General features: G+C 59.3%; 9 protein-coding genes. 3 read left to right on the top strand and 6 right to left on the bottom strand.

Annotation, left to right across the window (positions count from 1 at the left end):
* Nucleotides 1–5: 5 nt before the first annotated feature.
* The 4 genes from RBB75_RS08265 to RBB75_RS08250 all read right to left on the bottom strand — a co-directional run bounded on the left by RBB75_RS08265 (nt 6) and on the right by RBB75_RS08250 (nt 5,146).
* Nucleotides 6–1,682, bottom strand: coding sequence for a S10 family peptidase (locus tag RBB75_RS08265; protein WP_257031290.1), 1,677 nt, complete (start codon nt 1,680–1,682; stop codon nt 6–8).
* Nucleotides 1,683–1,854: 172 nt separating this feature from the next.
* Complete coding sequence (locus tag RBB75_RS08260) at nt 1,855–4,509, bottom strand: ABC transporter permease (RefSeq protein ID WP_353070145.1); 2,655 nt, start codon at nt 4,507–4,509, stop codon at nt 1,855–1,857.
* Complete coding sequence (locus RBB75_RS08255; protein WP_179640353.1) at nt 4,506–4,850, bottom strand: PadR family transcriptional regulator; 345 nt, start codon at nt 4,848–4,850, stop codon at nt 4,506–4,508. The genes RBB75_RS08260 and RBB75_RS08255 overlap by 4 nt, the downstream gene beginning before the upstream one ends.
* A 107-nt stretch (nt 4,851–4,957) precedes the next feature.
* Nucleotides 4,958–5,146 carry a hypothetical protein gene (locus RBB75_RS08250; RefSeq protein WP_353070144.1) on the bottom strand — a complete coding sequence of 63 codons (189 nt, stop codon included), beginning with the start codon at nt 5,144–5,146 and terminating at the stop codon, nt 4,958–4,960.
* A gap of 31 nt (nt 5,147–5,177) precedes the next feature.
* On the opposite strand from RBB75_RS08250, the gene RBB75_RS08245 reads away from it, so the two are divergent.
* Nucleotides 5,178–7,709, top strand: coding sequence for an ABC transporter permease (locus tag RBB75_RS08245; RefSeq protein WP_353070143.1), 2,532 nt, complete (start codon nt 5,178–5,180; stop codon nt 7,707–7,709).
* 265 nt (nt 7,710–7,974) lie between these two features.
* Here RBB75_RS08245 and RBB75_RS08240 read toward each other — a convergent pair whose 3' ends face one another.
* Nucleotides 7,975–9,180, bottom strand: coding sequence for a hypothetical protein (locus RBB75_RS08240; protein WP_353070142.1), 1,206 nt, complete (start codon nt 9,178–9,180; stop codon nt 7,975–7,977).
* 524 nt (nt 9,181–9,704) lie between these two features.
* Here RBB75_RS08240 and RBB75_RS08235 point away from each other — a divergent pair.
* The gene (locus RBB75_RS08235; RefSeq protein WP_353070141.1) at nt 9,705–11,018 is read left to right on the top strand and encodes a class I SAM-dependent rRNA methyltransferase; all 1,314 of its coding nucleotides are present in this window, start codon (nt 9,705–9,707) and stop codon (nt 11,016–11,018) included.
* Nucleotides 11,019–11,126: 108 nt separating this feature from the next.
* Nucleotides 11,127–12,320 carry an NAD(P)/FAD-dependent oxidoreductase gene (locus RBB75_RS08230; protein ID WP_179640347.1) on the top strand — a complete coding sequence of 398 codons (1,194 nt, stop codon included), beginning with the start codon at nt 11,127–11,129 and terminating at the stop codon, nt 12,318–12,320.
* Between the two features lie 23 nt (nt 12,321–12,343).
* On the opposite strand, the gene RBB75_RS08225 is transcribed toward RBB75_RS08230, so the two are convergent.
* A complete protein-coding gene (locus RBB75_RS08225) occupies nt 12,344–16,966 on the bottom strand; it encodes a choice-of-anchor D domain-containing protein (protein ID WP_353070140.1) in 4,623 nt (1,540 codons plus the stop codon).
* Between the last annotated feature and the right edge of the window lie 64 nt (nt 16,967–17,030).

Genomic DNA, 17,030 nt, shown 5'->3' with positions numbered 1-17,030 from the left:
AAAACTTATCTTCCGTCCTCAGTCCCCCGGATAAACCCCGCCACATCCGTATGGAACTGCTTCAACACCTCTTCGTTCACATAGACCATGTGCCCGCTCTGGTAGTAGTGGTAGCTGATATTCGCCTGCAGCTTTTGCGGAATCTGCAGATGGTGCATCTCGAACTTGCCCTCAAAGTACGGTGTCGCCAGATCGAAGTACCCACCCACCAGCATCACCTTCATCTTCGGGTTGGACTTCATCGTGTACGCCAGGTCCGGCATCACATTCGTCCCTCCCTCCTGCTGGTTCGCCGGCGGACCACCCGGAGCCTGGTGCCGCAGATCCCACGTAAAGTCCGGATCCACATACGCCCCCGGCTTGTACGTCTGGTTCTCGCCATACTTCAACTCCGTCCGCATGTACTGGTTCAGCGCCGCCGTATACGCCGACGAGATCGCATTGCTCTGCGGGTCATACTCCGCATCCGCGCTCAGCGGATCGAGATCCGGCCCCTTGTACCGCGTATCCAGCCGCCCCGTCGTCGTCTCATCGTCCAATTGAAGCTGCTTGCTGAACGCCCCGCCCGTCACCCGCAGATTCGCCCTCATCAGGTACGCCACCGGCAGCCCCGTATATTGATGCAGCTTCTCCGCCACCGCCTGCTTCCTGGCCTCCGGCAGCTCCGACCCCTGCAGCAGCGCACTCATATAGTCGCCAATTGCATACTGCTCCACCTCAGTCAAAAACGGCTCCAGCGCCGCCGGCTGAGTCGGCAGCTTGTGATGATAAAAGGCGCTCGCCGCAAACGTAGGCAGACCCAGCGCATAAGCTTGATCCACGCCAGGATTCCACTTCGGCCCATCGATGCTGTTATCGAAGCTCAAGATCTGCGACAGCAAAACAATCCCATTCAAATCCACATTCTGCAATGCAGCCGACAGCACCGCACTCCGCGGCGTCCCATAGCTCTCGCCAAGCAGGTACTTCGGCGAGTTCCACCGGTTGTACTTGGTCAAAAACCTGCGAATGAACCGGTCGAACGCATGCGCATCCTGGTCCACACCCCAGAACGCCTTTTCCTTGTCCTTGCCCATAATCCGGCTGAACCCGGTCCCCGGCGCATCGATAAAAACCACATCGCTCACGTCCAACAGGCTGTAATCGTTATTGACGATCTTGTAAGGGGCGCCTTCATCATGCTGCGCATCAGTCGTCACCACGCGCTTCGGCCCAAACGAGCCCATATGCAGCCACATCGTCGCCGACCCCGGTCCGCCGTTATAAAGAAACGTTACCGGCCGTCCCGCAGGCGCATCCTTCTTGAAGTACGCCACATAAAACATCCGCGACGTAGCTGGAGCCTCCTCCGGCTTCTCCGGATCGGGAGTCTTCTCTCCCGTATCCGGCAGCAGCTTCCCATCCAGCCCCAGCATCGCGTCCTGCGAATCCGTCGATCCCACCGTCAGCGTCCCCGCAACCGCGCGGTAAGTGATCGTCTGCCCACCCACCGTCACCGAACCGTCTGTAGTCGAGTCCGAGGGCGGCTCCGCTGGATCGACCACCGGCGTTCCTGTCACCACCAGCTTCTGATCCTTCTTCTTCTCGCTGTCTTTCTTCTCCTGCGGTCCCGCTCCCATCGCCATCGCAGAAGCAAGCAACACGCCACAAGACACACCAATCCGAACCAGATTCCTCGACATCCTCGCACTCTCCAATAGGCAGATCTTCCAGTCTCAGCAGTATATCCACTACAGCAGCCGTCGCCGTTGCAGTTCTTGTTATGCGGTTGTCGTTGCAGTTTTGTTGGCATCCCCGAAGAGGATCTGCTGTTGCCCTTGTCACCCTCTCGTTCGCCAAAAACTAGGCAGAACCTTACTCCGCCCGCAGAGCCTCCACCGGATTGATCGACGCCGCCCTTCGCGCCGGAACGTAACTCGCAAGCAAAGCAACCGCAGCGAGCAACAAAGCCACCCCAGCCAGCGTCCCCACGTCCCACGAGTGCACGCCAAACAGCATACTGCGCAACAGCGAGGTCGCTGCCAGCGAGCACACCAGTCCTACGACAATCCCCAGCGCGGCCAGCCGCCCGCCCTCCTTCAACACCATCCGCTGCACCATCTCCCTCTGCGCCCCAAGCGCCATCCGCACACCGATCTCCCGCGTCCTCTGCCCCACCGAATAGGCAATCACCCCATACAGCCCAATCATCCCCAACAGCAGAGCCAACGCAGCAAATCCTCCCACCAGCCACGCCGACGACCGGTGCAGATAAGCAGTCTCCGACTCATTGATGTAACGAAACATCGTCGACTCCTCCGAAGTGCCGATCCCTCTGTCAAACTGGTGAATCGTCGACACAAGCGTAGGCAGTAGCGTCTTCTCATCCTGAGTCGTGCGAACAACCAGATTGAACTCCGTATCAGGACTCTGATCCGCGGGATAGTAGACCGCGGGCAGAGTCTTCTCATTGAGCTTTGACTCGCGCAGATCGTCCACCACCCCAACAACCTCCTTGATCGACTTCGGCGACAACGTGGTATCGCCAATCCTCGCGCCCAGAGGGTCCTGACCCGAAAAATACTGCTTCACAAAAGCCTGATTGATGATCACAACACGAGGCTTTGTCCCATCCTCGTCCGGATTAAAGAAACGCCCGCGAATCAGCTTCGTCTTCAAAGTCGAGAAGAAGTTCGCGGTCACGTCGCGCTCATTCACTTCATTATGTTCCCCGTTGTACTCACGCCCAACAAATCGTATCCACTCCGTGTTGCCGTTGTATGTGACCGGAAGCGTGCTCGTCGTCGCCACTGAAGTCGCGCCCGGTAGAGCCGCGATGCGATTCAGAAGTTGCCTGCGTGCTGCCACGATCTGCTCATCCTTCGTATATATCTTCTCCGGCAAAGCGACCGAAAGCGTCGCCAGGTGATCAGGCTGAAAGTTCAACTCGACATGCAGCAGACGGTAGAAGCTTTTGCCCAGTAACCCGGCGCCCACCAGAAGTACCGTCGCAATCGCAAGCTCCAGTACAGTTAGGTTCGCGCCGATCTTCCGCCAAAGCACACCCGCCGACCCCCGCGAACCCTCCGTCAAACCCTCCCGCATCTCGCCGAAGGAGAGTCGCACAATCGGCGTCAGCGAAAAGATCGCCCTAGCCAGAGTCGCAATCGCCAAGGCAAAGCACACGGCATGAAAGTTCAGCCCCAGCCCGCGAAGATATGGCATTTGCAGCCGCATGTCCTTCGGGATAAGTCGCAGCAAAGCCTGCGAGGCAAAGACCGCACAGACCAATCCAAGCAGCGTACTCCCCAGGACAAGCAAAACTCCTTCGGTTACAAATTGTCGGACAAGCCGCAACGGCGACGCCCCCAACGCACCTCGCACGACGATCTCCCGCCTGCGGCTCTCCGAACGCACCAGCAGCAGACTCGCCACATTGACACACGCGATCAGGAGAAGCAGACCCGCCCCCGCCAAGAGAAGAAGCAGAATCGGACGAATATCGCCAACAAACGCCTCCGTCAGCGTCTGCACTGTCGCCCCCTGCCCACGGTTTGAGTCGGGATACTGTCGTTCCAGTTGCTGCGCGATAGCCTTCGTATCCGCAAGCGCCGCCGCAACCGACACGCCGTCCTTCAATCGCGCAACACCCACCAGAGAATGGCAACTGCGCCTTAGATCACAACTGTTCGAACCACCCGCGTGCATCGTCGTCCAGAACTCCGCATTGTTGCGAGGCGCAAACTCGAAGCTGTCCGGCATCACCCCCACAATCGTGTACGGTGTGCCGCTCAACGAAACCACCTGCCCCACAATATCCTTCCGTCCGCCAAACCGCGTCTGCCACGCCGAGTAACTCAAGATCACCGTCCGCGGAGCACTCAGCAGATCCTCTCCCGAGTAAAAGTCACGCCCGAGCAAAGGTGCGACGCCCAGCGTGTGAAAGAACCCATCCGTCACTCGCAGCCCCGGTACCGGTTCCACTCCGGACGGCGTATCCAACAGATAACCCGCACCCGTGTAGACGTCCAGCGAACGAAAGCTGTGATTCATCTTCTTCCAGTCGAGATAGTCGGGATAAGAGAGATTTGCATGCGGAAATACCGCAACACTCTCCGTCACGTCCACCAAAGTACGCGGATCCTCGTAGGGCAGAGGCTTCAGCAGCGCAGCATCCACAAACGCAAAGATCGCAACACTCGCCGCAGTTCCCAGCGACAGCATCAGCACCGCCGTAATCGTGAACCCCGGATTCTTCACCAGCTGTCGCGCCGCGAAGCGCAGATCCTGCCACAGCGTCTCGAAGAAAGGAGCCGTGCCGCGCTCGCGATAAGCCTGCCGCGTCTGCTCCAGACCGCCAAGCTTCCGCAGCGCATCCCGTCGAGCCTCCTCCGCCGTCATCCCCGCGCGCACCTTGTCGTCGATGTGCATCTGCAGATGCCCTTCCATCTCGTTGTTAAACTCCTGCTCCCGCCGCCCGCCAGAAAACATCCCAACCAATCGTCGCAACGCCGCACGCAGCCTCTTCATGCCGGATCCTCCGTCCCTCGTAGAAACCGCGACAGGATCGCCGTCGTCTGCTCCCAGTTATCGGTCTCCCGTTCAATCTGTTTCCGTCCCACCCGCGTCAGCTTGTAAAACTTCGCCTTGCGATTGTTCTCCGACACCCCCCACTCCGACACGATTGCCCCCTCCTGCTCCAGCTTCAGCAACGCCGGATACAGCGTTCCATAGTTCAGCGAGAGCACATCCCCGCTGGTCTGCTCGATCCGCCGCGCAATCCCATACCCATGCAGCGAGCCCATACTCTCCAGCGTCTTCAACACCATCAACGCCAGCGTCCCCTGCCACACATCCGCCTTCTCACCCATTCCAAGCTCTCCTATTGCCTTCAAATAGGAGTATGCACCCGCCTCTATTGGAAAGCAATACAAGACAAGCAACCATCCCCACACGACGATCCTCAAACCAACGCTCCTCAACCGTCGACCTCCGCCGCTGCTTCGATCCCCTTGATCCGCCCCATCGCACTGTTCACTTGCGAACGAAGCAGTCCGTTTCCGGACAAATTCCACTCCCACCACCACCGCATCCCCGCCCTTATCCGCACAAAATAAATCACTTGCAGCACAATCCGTTTGGCGGGAGACGTGCCATCCTCTCTCATAGGCCGCTGTCCGCCCGGAGGACCCCTTTTTATGCAGACCCTGCTCCAGAACCTGCGCTTCGCCATCCGCCAGCTCCGCAAGTCGCCAGGCTTTGCCCTGACCGTCGTGCTCACCCTGGCCCTGGGCATCGGCGCCAACGCAGCCGTCTTCACCCTCTTCGACCAGGCCCTTCTCCGCATGCTGCCCGTCCAGCATCCCAAAGAGCTCGTCCGCTTCGAGTGGTCCGGCGGCTTCTCCGGTTCGGCCAGCAGCTTCGGGGGCGATCTCAACAACTACTTCTCCTACCCCATGTACAAAGATCTCCGCGATCAGAATCAAGTCTTCTCCGGGATGATTGCCGCGATCAGAGCTGGCAGCGGCATCTCCTGGCACAATCAAGCCGAGGACGAAGATGTCGAACTCGTCAGCGGAAACTACTTTGACCTGCTCGGCCTCAAGCCTGCCTTCGGGCGCCTCATGAACGCTCAGGACGACACCGCGAAGAACGCCAATCCTGTCGTCGTTCTCAGCTACGACTACTGGAAGACCCGCTTCGCCGCCTCCCCCGAAGTAGTCGGGCAGACCGTTCTCATCGAAGGACACCCCTTCACCATCCTCGGCGTCGCTCCAGCCAACTTCCAGTCAGCCATCGGAGGCTACAAGCCCGGCGCCTTCATGCCGATCAGCATGGTCGAAACGGTCCTGCCCGGAACCGCCTCCCATGACAACCTGAACAACCATCAGTCCCTCTGGCTCACCCTCGTCGCTCGCCTCAAGCCGGGAGTCTCTCCCATTCAGGCCCAGGCATCGCTCGAGCCTTTGTGGCACTCGCTGCGCGCGTACGAGCTCACGCTCTACAAGAACAGAACAGACCACTTCAAAAAGCGCTACCTCGATGACTCAACCCTCAAAGTCCTCGACGACTCAACCGGCTTCGCCCCCGACCGCATGGAGCTGAAGACGCCGCTGATCATCCTGATGAGCATGGCCGGTCTGTTAGTCGCGATGTGCGCCATCAACGTCGCAACCCTTCTGCTCCTCAAAGCCTCCAGCCGAGCCCGCGAGATGTCCATGCGCTACGCCCTCGGCGCGAAGCAGAGCCGGATCGTCTCGCAACTCCTGCTCGAAGGCGGACTCCTCGGACTAGTCGGCGCAGCAGCCGGCCTGCTCATGGCTCCGCTTGTGACCAACACTCTGGTACGTCTTCTCACCAGCGCCAATCCCGGCGAGGAGCCGTACTCCAGCGCCATCGACGCCCGCGTGCTCCTGTTCACGCTGGGCGTAGCTCTGGTCGCAAGCCTGCTCTTCAGCATGGCGCCCGTGCTCCACTTCCTCCGTCCTGACCTCGCCAACGCGCTCCGTCAAAGCACCGGAACCGCATCCAAAAGCTCGCAGAGATTCCGCAAGGTCGCAGTCGGCGTGCAGATCGCGCTCAGCGTAATGCTGCTCGACGGCGCAGGTCTCTTCGTCCGGACGCTCAGCAATCTTCACCACCAGCAGGTAGGCTTCGACACCAGCCATCTCGCCACCTTCAGCTTCGATCCCTCAGACTCCGGCTACGGATCGGATCGCATGGTCCCCACCGTAACCAGCGCGCTCGATGCCGTACAGCGCATCCCCGGCGTCCTCTCCGTCGCAGCCACCAACGATGCAGAACTCGCCGGAGACTCCCACTTTAGCGGCTTCGCCATCGAAGGCCATAAGACCACCGAAGACGAAAAGACAGACTTCGAGGCTCCCTGGGTCACAGCCGGTTACTTCGCCACACTGAAGCAGCCTCTGCTTGTCGGGAGAGAATTCACCGTCGCGGACTCGCACGATGCTCCAAAGGTAGCCGTCGTCAACCTGACCTTCGCCAAGCGATTCTTCGGCTCGGCCCAGAATGCCCTCGGCCACCTGATCTCCGAGAGCTCCGATCGCTCCGAGACTCCAGCGCTACCCGACACAACCATCGTCGGAGTTGTAGGCGACATCAAACACCAGAATCTGCGCACCGACATGGGAATGGCGGTCTATCGTCCCTATCCGCAAACGCCGCATCTATCCGGAGTTAAGATCTACGCACGCACCAGCCAGTCTCCCGCAGCGGTCGAATCAGCAATCCGCCAGGCCATCCACGGAATGGATCCCACCCTCGTCGTCGACGGCATGCGAACCATGGACGATCAGGTCGATCGCATCACCGCCGACGAACGCGCCCTGGCTCTTCTCGCCGTCGGCTTCTCTGCACTAGCAATCCTGCTCGCAGCAGTTGGACTCTACGGCGTGCTCGCCTACTCCACCGAACAGCGCACCCGCGAGATCGGCGTACGACTCGCCCTGGGATCGCAGCGCAGCGGAGTCGTCATGCTCGTACTCCGCGAGATGTCGATCATCGCCGCCATCGCCATCGTCGTAGCCCTCCCCTCCATCGTCTTACTCGCAAGACTCTTCCGCAGCCAGCTCTACGGCGTCACCACCGCCGACCCCATAACGCTGATCGGAGCAGTAGCTCTAGCCATAGTGATGGTCACTCTAGCCGCAGTCCTCCCCGCCCGACGAGCCGCCTCCATAGAACCCATGCAAGCCCTCCGCACCGAGTAGCCCGTTCATCAGAGGGAGGAGTGTACCGGGACACTCCTCAGATTGTGGACCTGAGACATTCGTGACAAGCCCCGCGCTGTGGGAGCGTTCAGGCAGCGTTATGGACGGCAGCATGGAAGGCTGGGGACGAAGAATCTCCAACGCAAACTGATTGAGTTTGAACAAAGCGACATCGACTCCATCGTTCGCCGCGAGCACGGTTTCGTGCCCAACTGGGCCTCGGCGACATGGCATCGGGCGGAAAGCTCGAGCCGTAAGAGCCAGCTCAGTTCAGGCTGAGAAAGGCAGAAGCCTTTCTGCGGATTCGGTCGAGTGCTTTCGAGACCGGGCTGTGGTTAGCGTACCCAAGCGTGGAGGCAATATCTGCCAGTTTGGTTGAACCGCTCCGAAGTGCCACCACGATGTGACGCTCTTTCGCATCGAGCAAAGAGGTGAAGTCCTGCCACAGGAGGCTGTCGGTGTACTCGCTTCGGGCACTGTACACCGGCAGTGTGTCCGTCAATTCGACGAAGGACACTCTGACCTTCGACCGCTTGGAATAGAGCTTCCGCTCAAAGTCCTCACGGGCATAAGACCAGATCGGCGAGAAATCATCCGCTACCCGGTTCGATCGCACAGCATCAATCAACTGCCGCAGCTGTCCTTGCCGGTCTGCCGCCTCCACCACGAGGTCCGTGACATCGCAGGCTTCTTCTTCGCCAATCCATAAGGTTCCTCCCCTCCGGGGACGGTCGATGGTGACTTCTTCGAAGTCTTCCTTCCGAGCCTTTGCGAGGAGCATCTTTTGGCGGTCGTTTTCCGGCTCACACCGCTCGAAGTCCCGCATGAGGTCTTCTAGGACTATCAGCACGTAGGGGAGCCAGAAATCCAGACTGTGGGAGAGCAGTTTCAAGGGTTCGGTCGCGCTGAAAGCTTGCAGACTGGAACCTGAGTCGACGTGACTCCAGATGTGCGCGGCGAACGCCTTGCTCAGGCGATGCTCGAAGTCGGAAGGCATCAACTTCTCATTCCACCAAGCCGCATGACCAGGCCAGAGTGGTCGCTTGACGGACGGCAGCCCGAACCGGTCCACGATCTTTTTGGGCAACAAGTGGAAGAGTGGGGCGTAGGCGTCGTACTTGCTTGGAGTGTCTGGGATGAGATAGGCGTTGGTATTCGGCAACGCGTTGATCCAACGAGCCAGTTCTGGATTTTCGTCGGCTCGGCGGATGTTTTCGAAGGTCTCCTTGCGATACTGAGCAGCCTCCCACAGGAAATTCCAGCTCGCCATGGCTCCGATGGTTTCGAGACGAGTGTCCTCCGATGTCGGGACAAAGACGACTTCTGGCAACTCCGGCTCTCTCGCCACGGGGACGAAGTTGTAGAAGAACGCAGACGACAAGGTCGATAGTTGGGGGAAACGTTCAGGCGCCAGCTCTTCGCCGGTCGCTAAGTGGGATTGGATGAATTCCTGCTCATCAAACTGTTCCAAAGCTCAAGGCCCTCCACTCCTCTAACGACAGTTTGACCCCGGATTGTTCCAGGGCCTAGGAAATTTCTGTTCCGCTCGAAGGAATGATATTGATCTCGGAACGGCCGGGTGCCCATATCTCGAATTTGAGATGTGGGCATTCGCGCAGAGCGCGAACCGCTCTCCCACTCTTCGCCGCAATACAACCCTGAGACGACCAACTCAAACCTCAACCAACAAACCTGTCAAGCCCCAAATCGCAAAACACCGCTTCAATCCAGCACATTCGCGTGGCGTATCAGTTATGCTCCAACCGCTATACTTAAAACAGAGAACAAACGGCCCCAGCTGCGCGAGGGGCCCTGTCGTAAGAAACCCGTAACTCCTTCATTTGAAATATTTTGTGCACAAATAACTTAGAATCAATATCGTACAGACACCGGCTCCCGCCAAGCACTTCAAACAAAACAACTTCCGTCCAAGATACCCCTTAGGGGGAGGGGGGAGGGGTCCAGCCGGCAGAAACGCTATGCGACCATGGAAAGATGCTTAGAAAAGTGGAAGATCGGGCCCCGCGAGTCGTCGCGGCCCAGCCGCACGGACCAGCCGCAGCCATCACCCGCCGCGCCGCAGACCGCCTCCGGGCCGGACACCTCTGGGTCTACCGGTCAGACATCGAATCCCTCGTCCCCCCAATCGGCGCCACCGAGATCCAGCCCGGAGCACTCATCACCGTCATGGACAGCCGCGGCATCCCCCTCGGCACCGGCCTCTACAGCGCCGCGTCGCAGATCGCAGTAAGAATCGTCTCGAACGAAGCCGCACTCCCCCGAACCGCCTACCTCGAGCAGCTCCGCGAGCGAGTCCTCGCCGCCCTCGCCCTCCGCGACGAAGTAGCCCCCGAGTCCATGGAAGACGACGCCTGCCGCCTCATCTTCTCCGAGGCCGACAACCTCCCCGGCATCGTCGCCGACCGCTACAACGACCTCGTCATCCTCCAACTCCTCACCCAGGGGACCGCACAGGACGACGTCCGCAACCTCCTCACCGAAGTCCTGCGCGACCGCCTCCGCCCCAACATACACCCCGACACCGGGGGTATCACCCTCTGGGAGCGCCCCGACCCAAAGATCCGCGAACTCGAACAACTCGCCCACCCCGCACCCGGTCCCCTCCACCCCCCACACCATCAGGACACCACCGAAACACCACAACTCACCACCATCTTCACCATCAACGGCCTTCGTTTTCACTTCGACGCAGGCTCTGGCCAGAAGACGGGAGCCTTCCTCGACCAGCGCCTCAACTACGCCGCCGCAGCCCGCTACGCAACCGGCTCCGCGCTCGACATCTGCACTTATCAAGGCGGATTCGCCCTCCACATGGCCCAGAACTGCCGTCAGGTCACCGGAGTCGACGCCAGCCTCAGCGCCCTCGAAGTAGCCGACCGCAACCGAGAGCTCAACCCCGACCTTCAAGCCCAGATCGAGTGGCTCGAAGCCGACGCCTTCGAGCTCCTCCGCGAGTACGAGTCCACCGGCCAGCAATACGACACCATCGTCCTCGACCCACCCGCCTTCGCCAAGTCCAAGCGCGCCGCCGAAGGCGCCATGCGCGGCTACAAGGAGCTCAACCTCCGCGCCATCAAGATGCTCCGCCCCGGCGGAACCCTCATCACCTGCTCCTGCTCCCACCACGTCCCTCTGCAGGAGTTCACTGAGGTCGTCTCCTCAGCCGCCTCCGATGCAGGCCGCCGAGTGCAGCTCCTCGAGACCCGGGGCGCCCCCCCCGACCACCCCGCCATCCTCACCCTCCCCGAGACCAGCTACCTCAAATGCCTCATCACCCGGGTGGGGTAACAAAAAACGCAAGCGACCAAATTCAAATCGCAAGTCCGAAGAAGGTCACGCTGCCTCCACACGTTGACGAATCTAAAATCACGCGAGCCACAGAATCTCCGATAGAGAATGACCACAAAACCGCACGTGCAGAAGGTTGATGTCGTAGTACTCGGCGCCGGCGCGGCGGGAATGATGTGCGCCATCGAAGCTGGCAAGCGCGGACGCCGGGTGGTCCTGCTCGATCACGCCGAACGCGTCGGGAAAAAAATCCTGATCTCAGGCGGAGGCCGCTGCAACTTCACCAACATCCACTGCCGCCCAGAAAATTTTCTTTCAGAAAATCTCCACTTCGCGAAGTCCGCTTTGGCGCGCTTCACACCGTCCGACATGATCGCCATGGTCGAACGACACGGCATCCGCTACCACGAGAAGACGCTGGGACAACTCTTCTGCGACCGCTCCGCCCATGATATCGTCACCATGCTCGAGCGCGAGTGCGCAGAGGCCGGTATCCGCATCATCCTCGGAGCCAAAGCCATCTCCGTCGAGCGCAACGATTATCTCGAAGTTCGTACCTCGGAGTCAGCGTTTCACTCCGAGTCGGTGGTCATCGCCACCGGAGGCCTCTCCATCCCGAAGATGGGCGCAACCACACTCGGCTACACACTGGCCGAGCAGTTTGGCCTGCGCATCGTTGCGTGCAGACCGGGCTTAGTCCCCCTCGTCTTCAGCGCCGAGGATCGCGAGCAGTGGTGCGACCTGGCTGGTTTATCAGCCGAGGTGGTGGCTCAAGCGAGAGCACGGCCACGAGAAGGAAGCTTCCGTGAAAAGATGTTGATCACACATCGGGGGCTGAGCGGGCCAGCAATCCTGCAGACATCGTCGTACTGGCAGCCGGGCGAGGCCATAACCATAGACCTCGCGCCCGATCTGAACGTCCTTGCCCCATTGCTGGCGAGAAATGCACGAAGAGATGCCTCCGCAGCAGCGAACGCGATACGCGCCGTCTTGCCGTCTCGCATGGCAGAGCGATGGGTTGTGCTCCACGATCCAGTCGACTGGACAAACGCATCCTTAGCGAAGATGGAACAGCATCTCCATCAGTGGCCTCTGACTCCCGCCGGCACCGAAGGCTATGCCAAGGCCGAGGTCACCGTGGGTGGCGTGGATACCGTAGAACTGGATGCAAAGACAATGCAGAGCCGCAAGGTGCCCGGCCTTTATTTCATCGGCGAGGTCGTCGATGTGACCGGATGGCTGGGAGGCTACAACTTTCAGTGGGCATGGGCCTCTGGAGTGAGCGCTGGACAGTCAGCCTGAAGCAAGCATCGACACTCGAACGGCTACTGCACGATGAGCGTGAGGTTGACACTTCGCGTCAAGCCAGCACTCGTTGCCGCCGCAACCACGGTGTAAGTCCCCGCCGCCGTTGGTGGGCCTGAAGGCCCGCCAGGGTTCGATCCACTCGTCAAAGGAATCTCCCTTCCCACACCACAACCGCTTGCTGCAAGCAGTAAACAAAGCAGAGCAAAACCAGCCACACTGGAGCGGCGCGCTGGACGAAGCACCAGCAAACCAAGCGGGAACAAAGCCACAAATAAAATAACGCCCGAGCGACCGATGAAAGGACGGTTGGACGAAGCAGAGGCTACGCCCGTCAACACAGTTACAGAAACAGTAGTCGTACTACCGAGCGGAATATTGGAAGGCGTGATATTACAAGTCGAGTTAGCAGGCATTCCCGAGCAGGTGAATTTTGCTGTCCCGGAGACATTGGACGCCGAACTGAGCAGCAAGGGAAAGACAGCATTCTGACCGCTCATGATAGTGACGCTGGTAATCCCATTGGTGGTAAGCGTAAAGTCCACACCCGGTCCCGTAAGCGAAAGCGCCTGCGGTGAATTGCCCGCGCTATCTGTCACCGTAAGCGACCCAGTACGCGGACCACCAACGGTCGGCGCGAAAGCGACCTGCAACACGCATGCAGCATCGGGAGCAACGGTCGCTCCACAGGTGCTGCTATTCGGCAAAATCACAAAGTCTCCCGTAAGCGAGATGCCTTGTATCGAGAGCGGGGCGCCGACATTGTTGGTTAACGTAATGGTTTGTGAAGCAGACTGAAGCCCAACACCTGTAGGAGGGAACACAACCATCGAGAAAGGCGCCAGTGACACACCGGGCGGTGCAATGCCGGTCCCGTTTAGCGTGACCGTCTGGGTTCGATACTGGTCCGATATCGAAAGCACGCCGCTGAGAGGGCCAACGTCCTTCGGAGCGAAGGCGACGTTCATGGAGCAAGTGGAGTGCGGGTTCAGCGAGTTGCCGCAGGCGTTGACGACTGTGAAGTCTCCGCTCGTGACCTGTGCTGCAATGAGAGTCAATGGCAGATCTCCCGTATTGGATAGAGTGATCTGCTGGGTGGCGCTCGCAGTATCTACCTGCTGTGCCCCAAACGTGAGTGTCAGCGGCGAGAGTGCGTCGGTTGCAGGAGATGTTCCAACTCCGCTCAGCGACGCCGTTTGAGTTCCTGCATCATCTGTCACGGCTAAAGTTCCAATTCGAGTGCCGGACGCGCTAGGCGTGAAGGCAATTCCAACTGTGCACCCAACCCCTGGCCCAAGGCTCGGACCACAGGTATTGACCGTGATCCTGAAATCGCCCCCGTTTACGATCACCCTCTGCAGGCCCACCGCGCTATTACTTGTATTGGAGATAGTAATGTTTTGAACCGGGCTGGTTGCGTTGAGAGTTGTTGAAGGAAACGTGAGCACAACAGGGTCGAGAACAATTGCCGCAGCAGCTAGTCCAGTACCTGACAGTGTCGCGGTCGCTTGGCCGCCGGCAACGTTGCCGTAGACAGTAAGAACCCCACTGCGCCCCCCAGTCGCAGTAGGTAGAAAGACTACTTGAATCGTGCACGTCGAGTTTATAGCGATGGGTCCCGCAACACAGTTGGCAGTCTCGGTGAAATCCCCCGTAACAGCGATCTGGCTGATCGTGAGCGGCGCGAGTCCCATATTTGTAACTGTAATAATCTGCGCCGCACTCGCATTGCCGATAGGTTGTGCACTATACGTGAGCGAAGTCGGATTTAGGCTGATCGTCGGTTGTGCTGCAATCGCTGCCGTCACGAGTGGAATCTGCCACAACCCGCGGCCATAGGTCGCAGCGCGCAACTCACCAGTGCGTCCATCACCGGTAGCCATGGCTGGTGCGGCCGCAAGCTCTACGACAGGGGCATTCGGCAAGCCGATGCCATAAACACTCCAGCAATTGGCAATGGTGCATGTCGTCACCGCGGTCGTAACGTACACGCCAGTATCCATCGCAACGTAAAGCGTATTGGCATCGTTCGGATCGACGACGACGCTGTTGGCCGGAGCGTTAGGCAGGTTGCTGCTAATGTTGCTCCAATGTGCACCGGCATCTATGGAACGATAGAGGTGCTCTGTATTGATCCCGTTTCCCACAAACCCCATCACTGTCGCATAGACAGTCTTTCCGCTCGCGTCATGGGAGTCTACCGCCACCGCCGAGAGATCAAAGCCTCCCGGGTTGAATCCGGTTCCTTGGCTATTTGTAACAGGTGATGTTGCAAGATCAGCCCAGGTTGTCGCACTACTTGCGGTGCCTGCCGTAGTGATGGAGTAGAGATGGCCTCCAGCGCTGCCGCCTCCATCGAGTTTCCCCGCCATACCGGCATAGAGGACCGGAGAACCAGAGTCTTGCACAGAAGATGCATTGTTTATGACCCCGCCTGCAGCCAGGGACCGCAGAACCGGATTTGTACTGACGCAAGATGTGCCTTGTGGCCCGGCCAGAAAGCTGCTGATGGCGTTCGAGGAAGGCCACGAAGACCCACCGCTCGCTGGGCCGCGCCATACCCTGCAAGTCCCAATAAGAACATTGGACGGGAGAGCGGGATCAAGTAGCCACGGAGCGTCGATGACTGAATTATCGCCATCAACCTGCGCAGGTCCAATCGTCGGTGTGCCCACAAAGTCCGCAGACGAGCAGCCCGTTCCCTTGGAACATTGACGAATACTCACACCAGAAGCAGTGGATACGTACCACAAAGAAGGGTTCTTCTGATCGATTCCAACGGTACCGCCTTCACCCGTTGAAAGCTGCGGCCACGAGCTCGCTCCGGAAGACGCCGTAGCTGCGGTGCCATTCGCACCAAGGCCGACGAGCAAGGTACCGGCATCAGTAGGATGCTGCGCGAAGCTGATGACCTCCGCCAGCGAACCAAGACCGCCGTTGAGATTCTGAAAGTGCGTTGCGTCATCGAAGGAGCATGGAGCTGACTGCTGGTTCACACCATCGGTCGATCGCCAGAGACCCCCATCGTTGCCAAGGTAAACCAGCGGCTGCGAGGCCGTAGCCATCGTGGCGATCGCATGTTGAGCCGGCGCTACCTGTGCAGGTGCAGCACATCCATTCAGCGCATTGGTAGTGTCCCGCAGTACACACCCCGCCGCGAGAGAGCAGCGGAAAAGATCAGTCGTCCCGGCATAGAGAATCGTGTCCTGGGTCGAACCAGCCGGTCCCAACGGCGCAGCCGCAAGCGCCAGGTTGTAGTCTGCCTCCGGCACGACGGTGCTCCCATTGCCAATCTCCAGTGCAGCCGACGGCAACTGTCTGCTAAACGTGATGATTCCATTGCCACAGTTTGCTCCGGAGAGACCACATACATCCTGCCACAGCCCTTGATCGAGATTGTTTTGATCAACCGTCAGCGCAAACGTGTCGCCTGTGTTGGCCTGCACGGCAAGCGCCCCGCGGAAGATCGGGCACGATGGGCTGCCCAACGATGTGGGATCCGTTGGGCAGTTCACCGCAGTGAGTCCTTGCCCAGGCTGGTTCGTCAACCGCGTCCAGGTCACACCATCTGCCGACTCGTAGTACCCGTGATAACGAATCGCACCATAAAAACGTTGGCGAACGGAGTTCCAGACAACTGCCGTCGCCGCTCTGCCACCGAGAAGTTGGCTAGGAAATTGTGGCGTCTGTACCGGCTGACTGCCGTCCATGATCGTGGACATCTGCCAGGTCACACCCGCGTCAGTCGAATAGTAGAGCCCCATGACGCTGTTCGTCGCATCGGCTGCGTTGACGAGAACACCCTCAGCCGCCTGCGAGACCGCTGCAACAACAGTGCCTGGCGTCGCCGTACTCCATGCAAAGCCTGCGAAGCCGAGTCCAGTGAAGAGGTGGTTGCCCGCAATGCCATCCTGCGACTCTTGAATAAGCGTCCACGTTACCCCATTATCTGCCGAGCGCAACAACCCGCTTCCGTAAAAAGAGTCGGAGGCGTCGTTAGGATCCCCGGTCCCGGCAAGGATCACGCCGGAATGAATACTGATCGCACCGATGCTGAGCGACGGAATCGCAGCGGTTCCCGCATTCGGGCTGAAGACCGGCAGCGTATCCGTTAGCGGGACAAAGGCGACGCTGACCGATGGTCCAGCCGCATTGATCGACTTCCAAACTCCGCCGCCAGTCGTACCTAGATACACCGTATTGCCTGTTGGATCAGCAGGGTCGATCGCAATCGCCGTAACGCGGCCAGTCACATTGCCATAGGCGATGCTGGCAACCTGATTCGGCCCTACTGCCTGCCACGGCGCACTCAAACTCGACAACTGCGGCGAAGCAGCTTGCTGTACCAACATCGCCGCATGCTTTTGACGAGCGGCATCCATGGCTTGTGCAGCGGGCGTGTTCCCGACGAGAGTACGGCCACCGAGAAAGCGACGCGACCCGATCGTGTGAGACGAGGGGGAGTTAGCCGAAAGCTCTCCGCCTTCATGCTGCTCAGCCGCCGCTGCGAAGGACAGCTGACCGAAGACGATAGCAGGCACGGTCAATGCGATAAAGAAAACGACTGCTGAAAAGAAGCGACTCGCCCTGGAGGAGAGGCGATCTGCGAGACGCTCGTGTTGTGACGATACAACCAGGCCCATAGCGTGTGATCCGCAACGTGAAAGACAGCTAACACTGATGCTGCAAGCTGACATCGGATGAGTC

It is taken from the genome of Tunturibacter empetritectus (genome assembly GCF_040358985.1).
GTDB classification, from domain to species: domain Bacteria; phylum Acidobacteriota; class Terriglobia; order Terriglobales; family Acidobacteriaceae; genus Edaphobacter; species Edaphobacter empetritectus.
The sequence above is the reverse complement of the archived record's forward strand: the minus strand, read 5'-3'. Positions and strand labels throughout refer to the sequence as shown.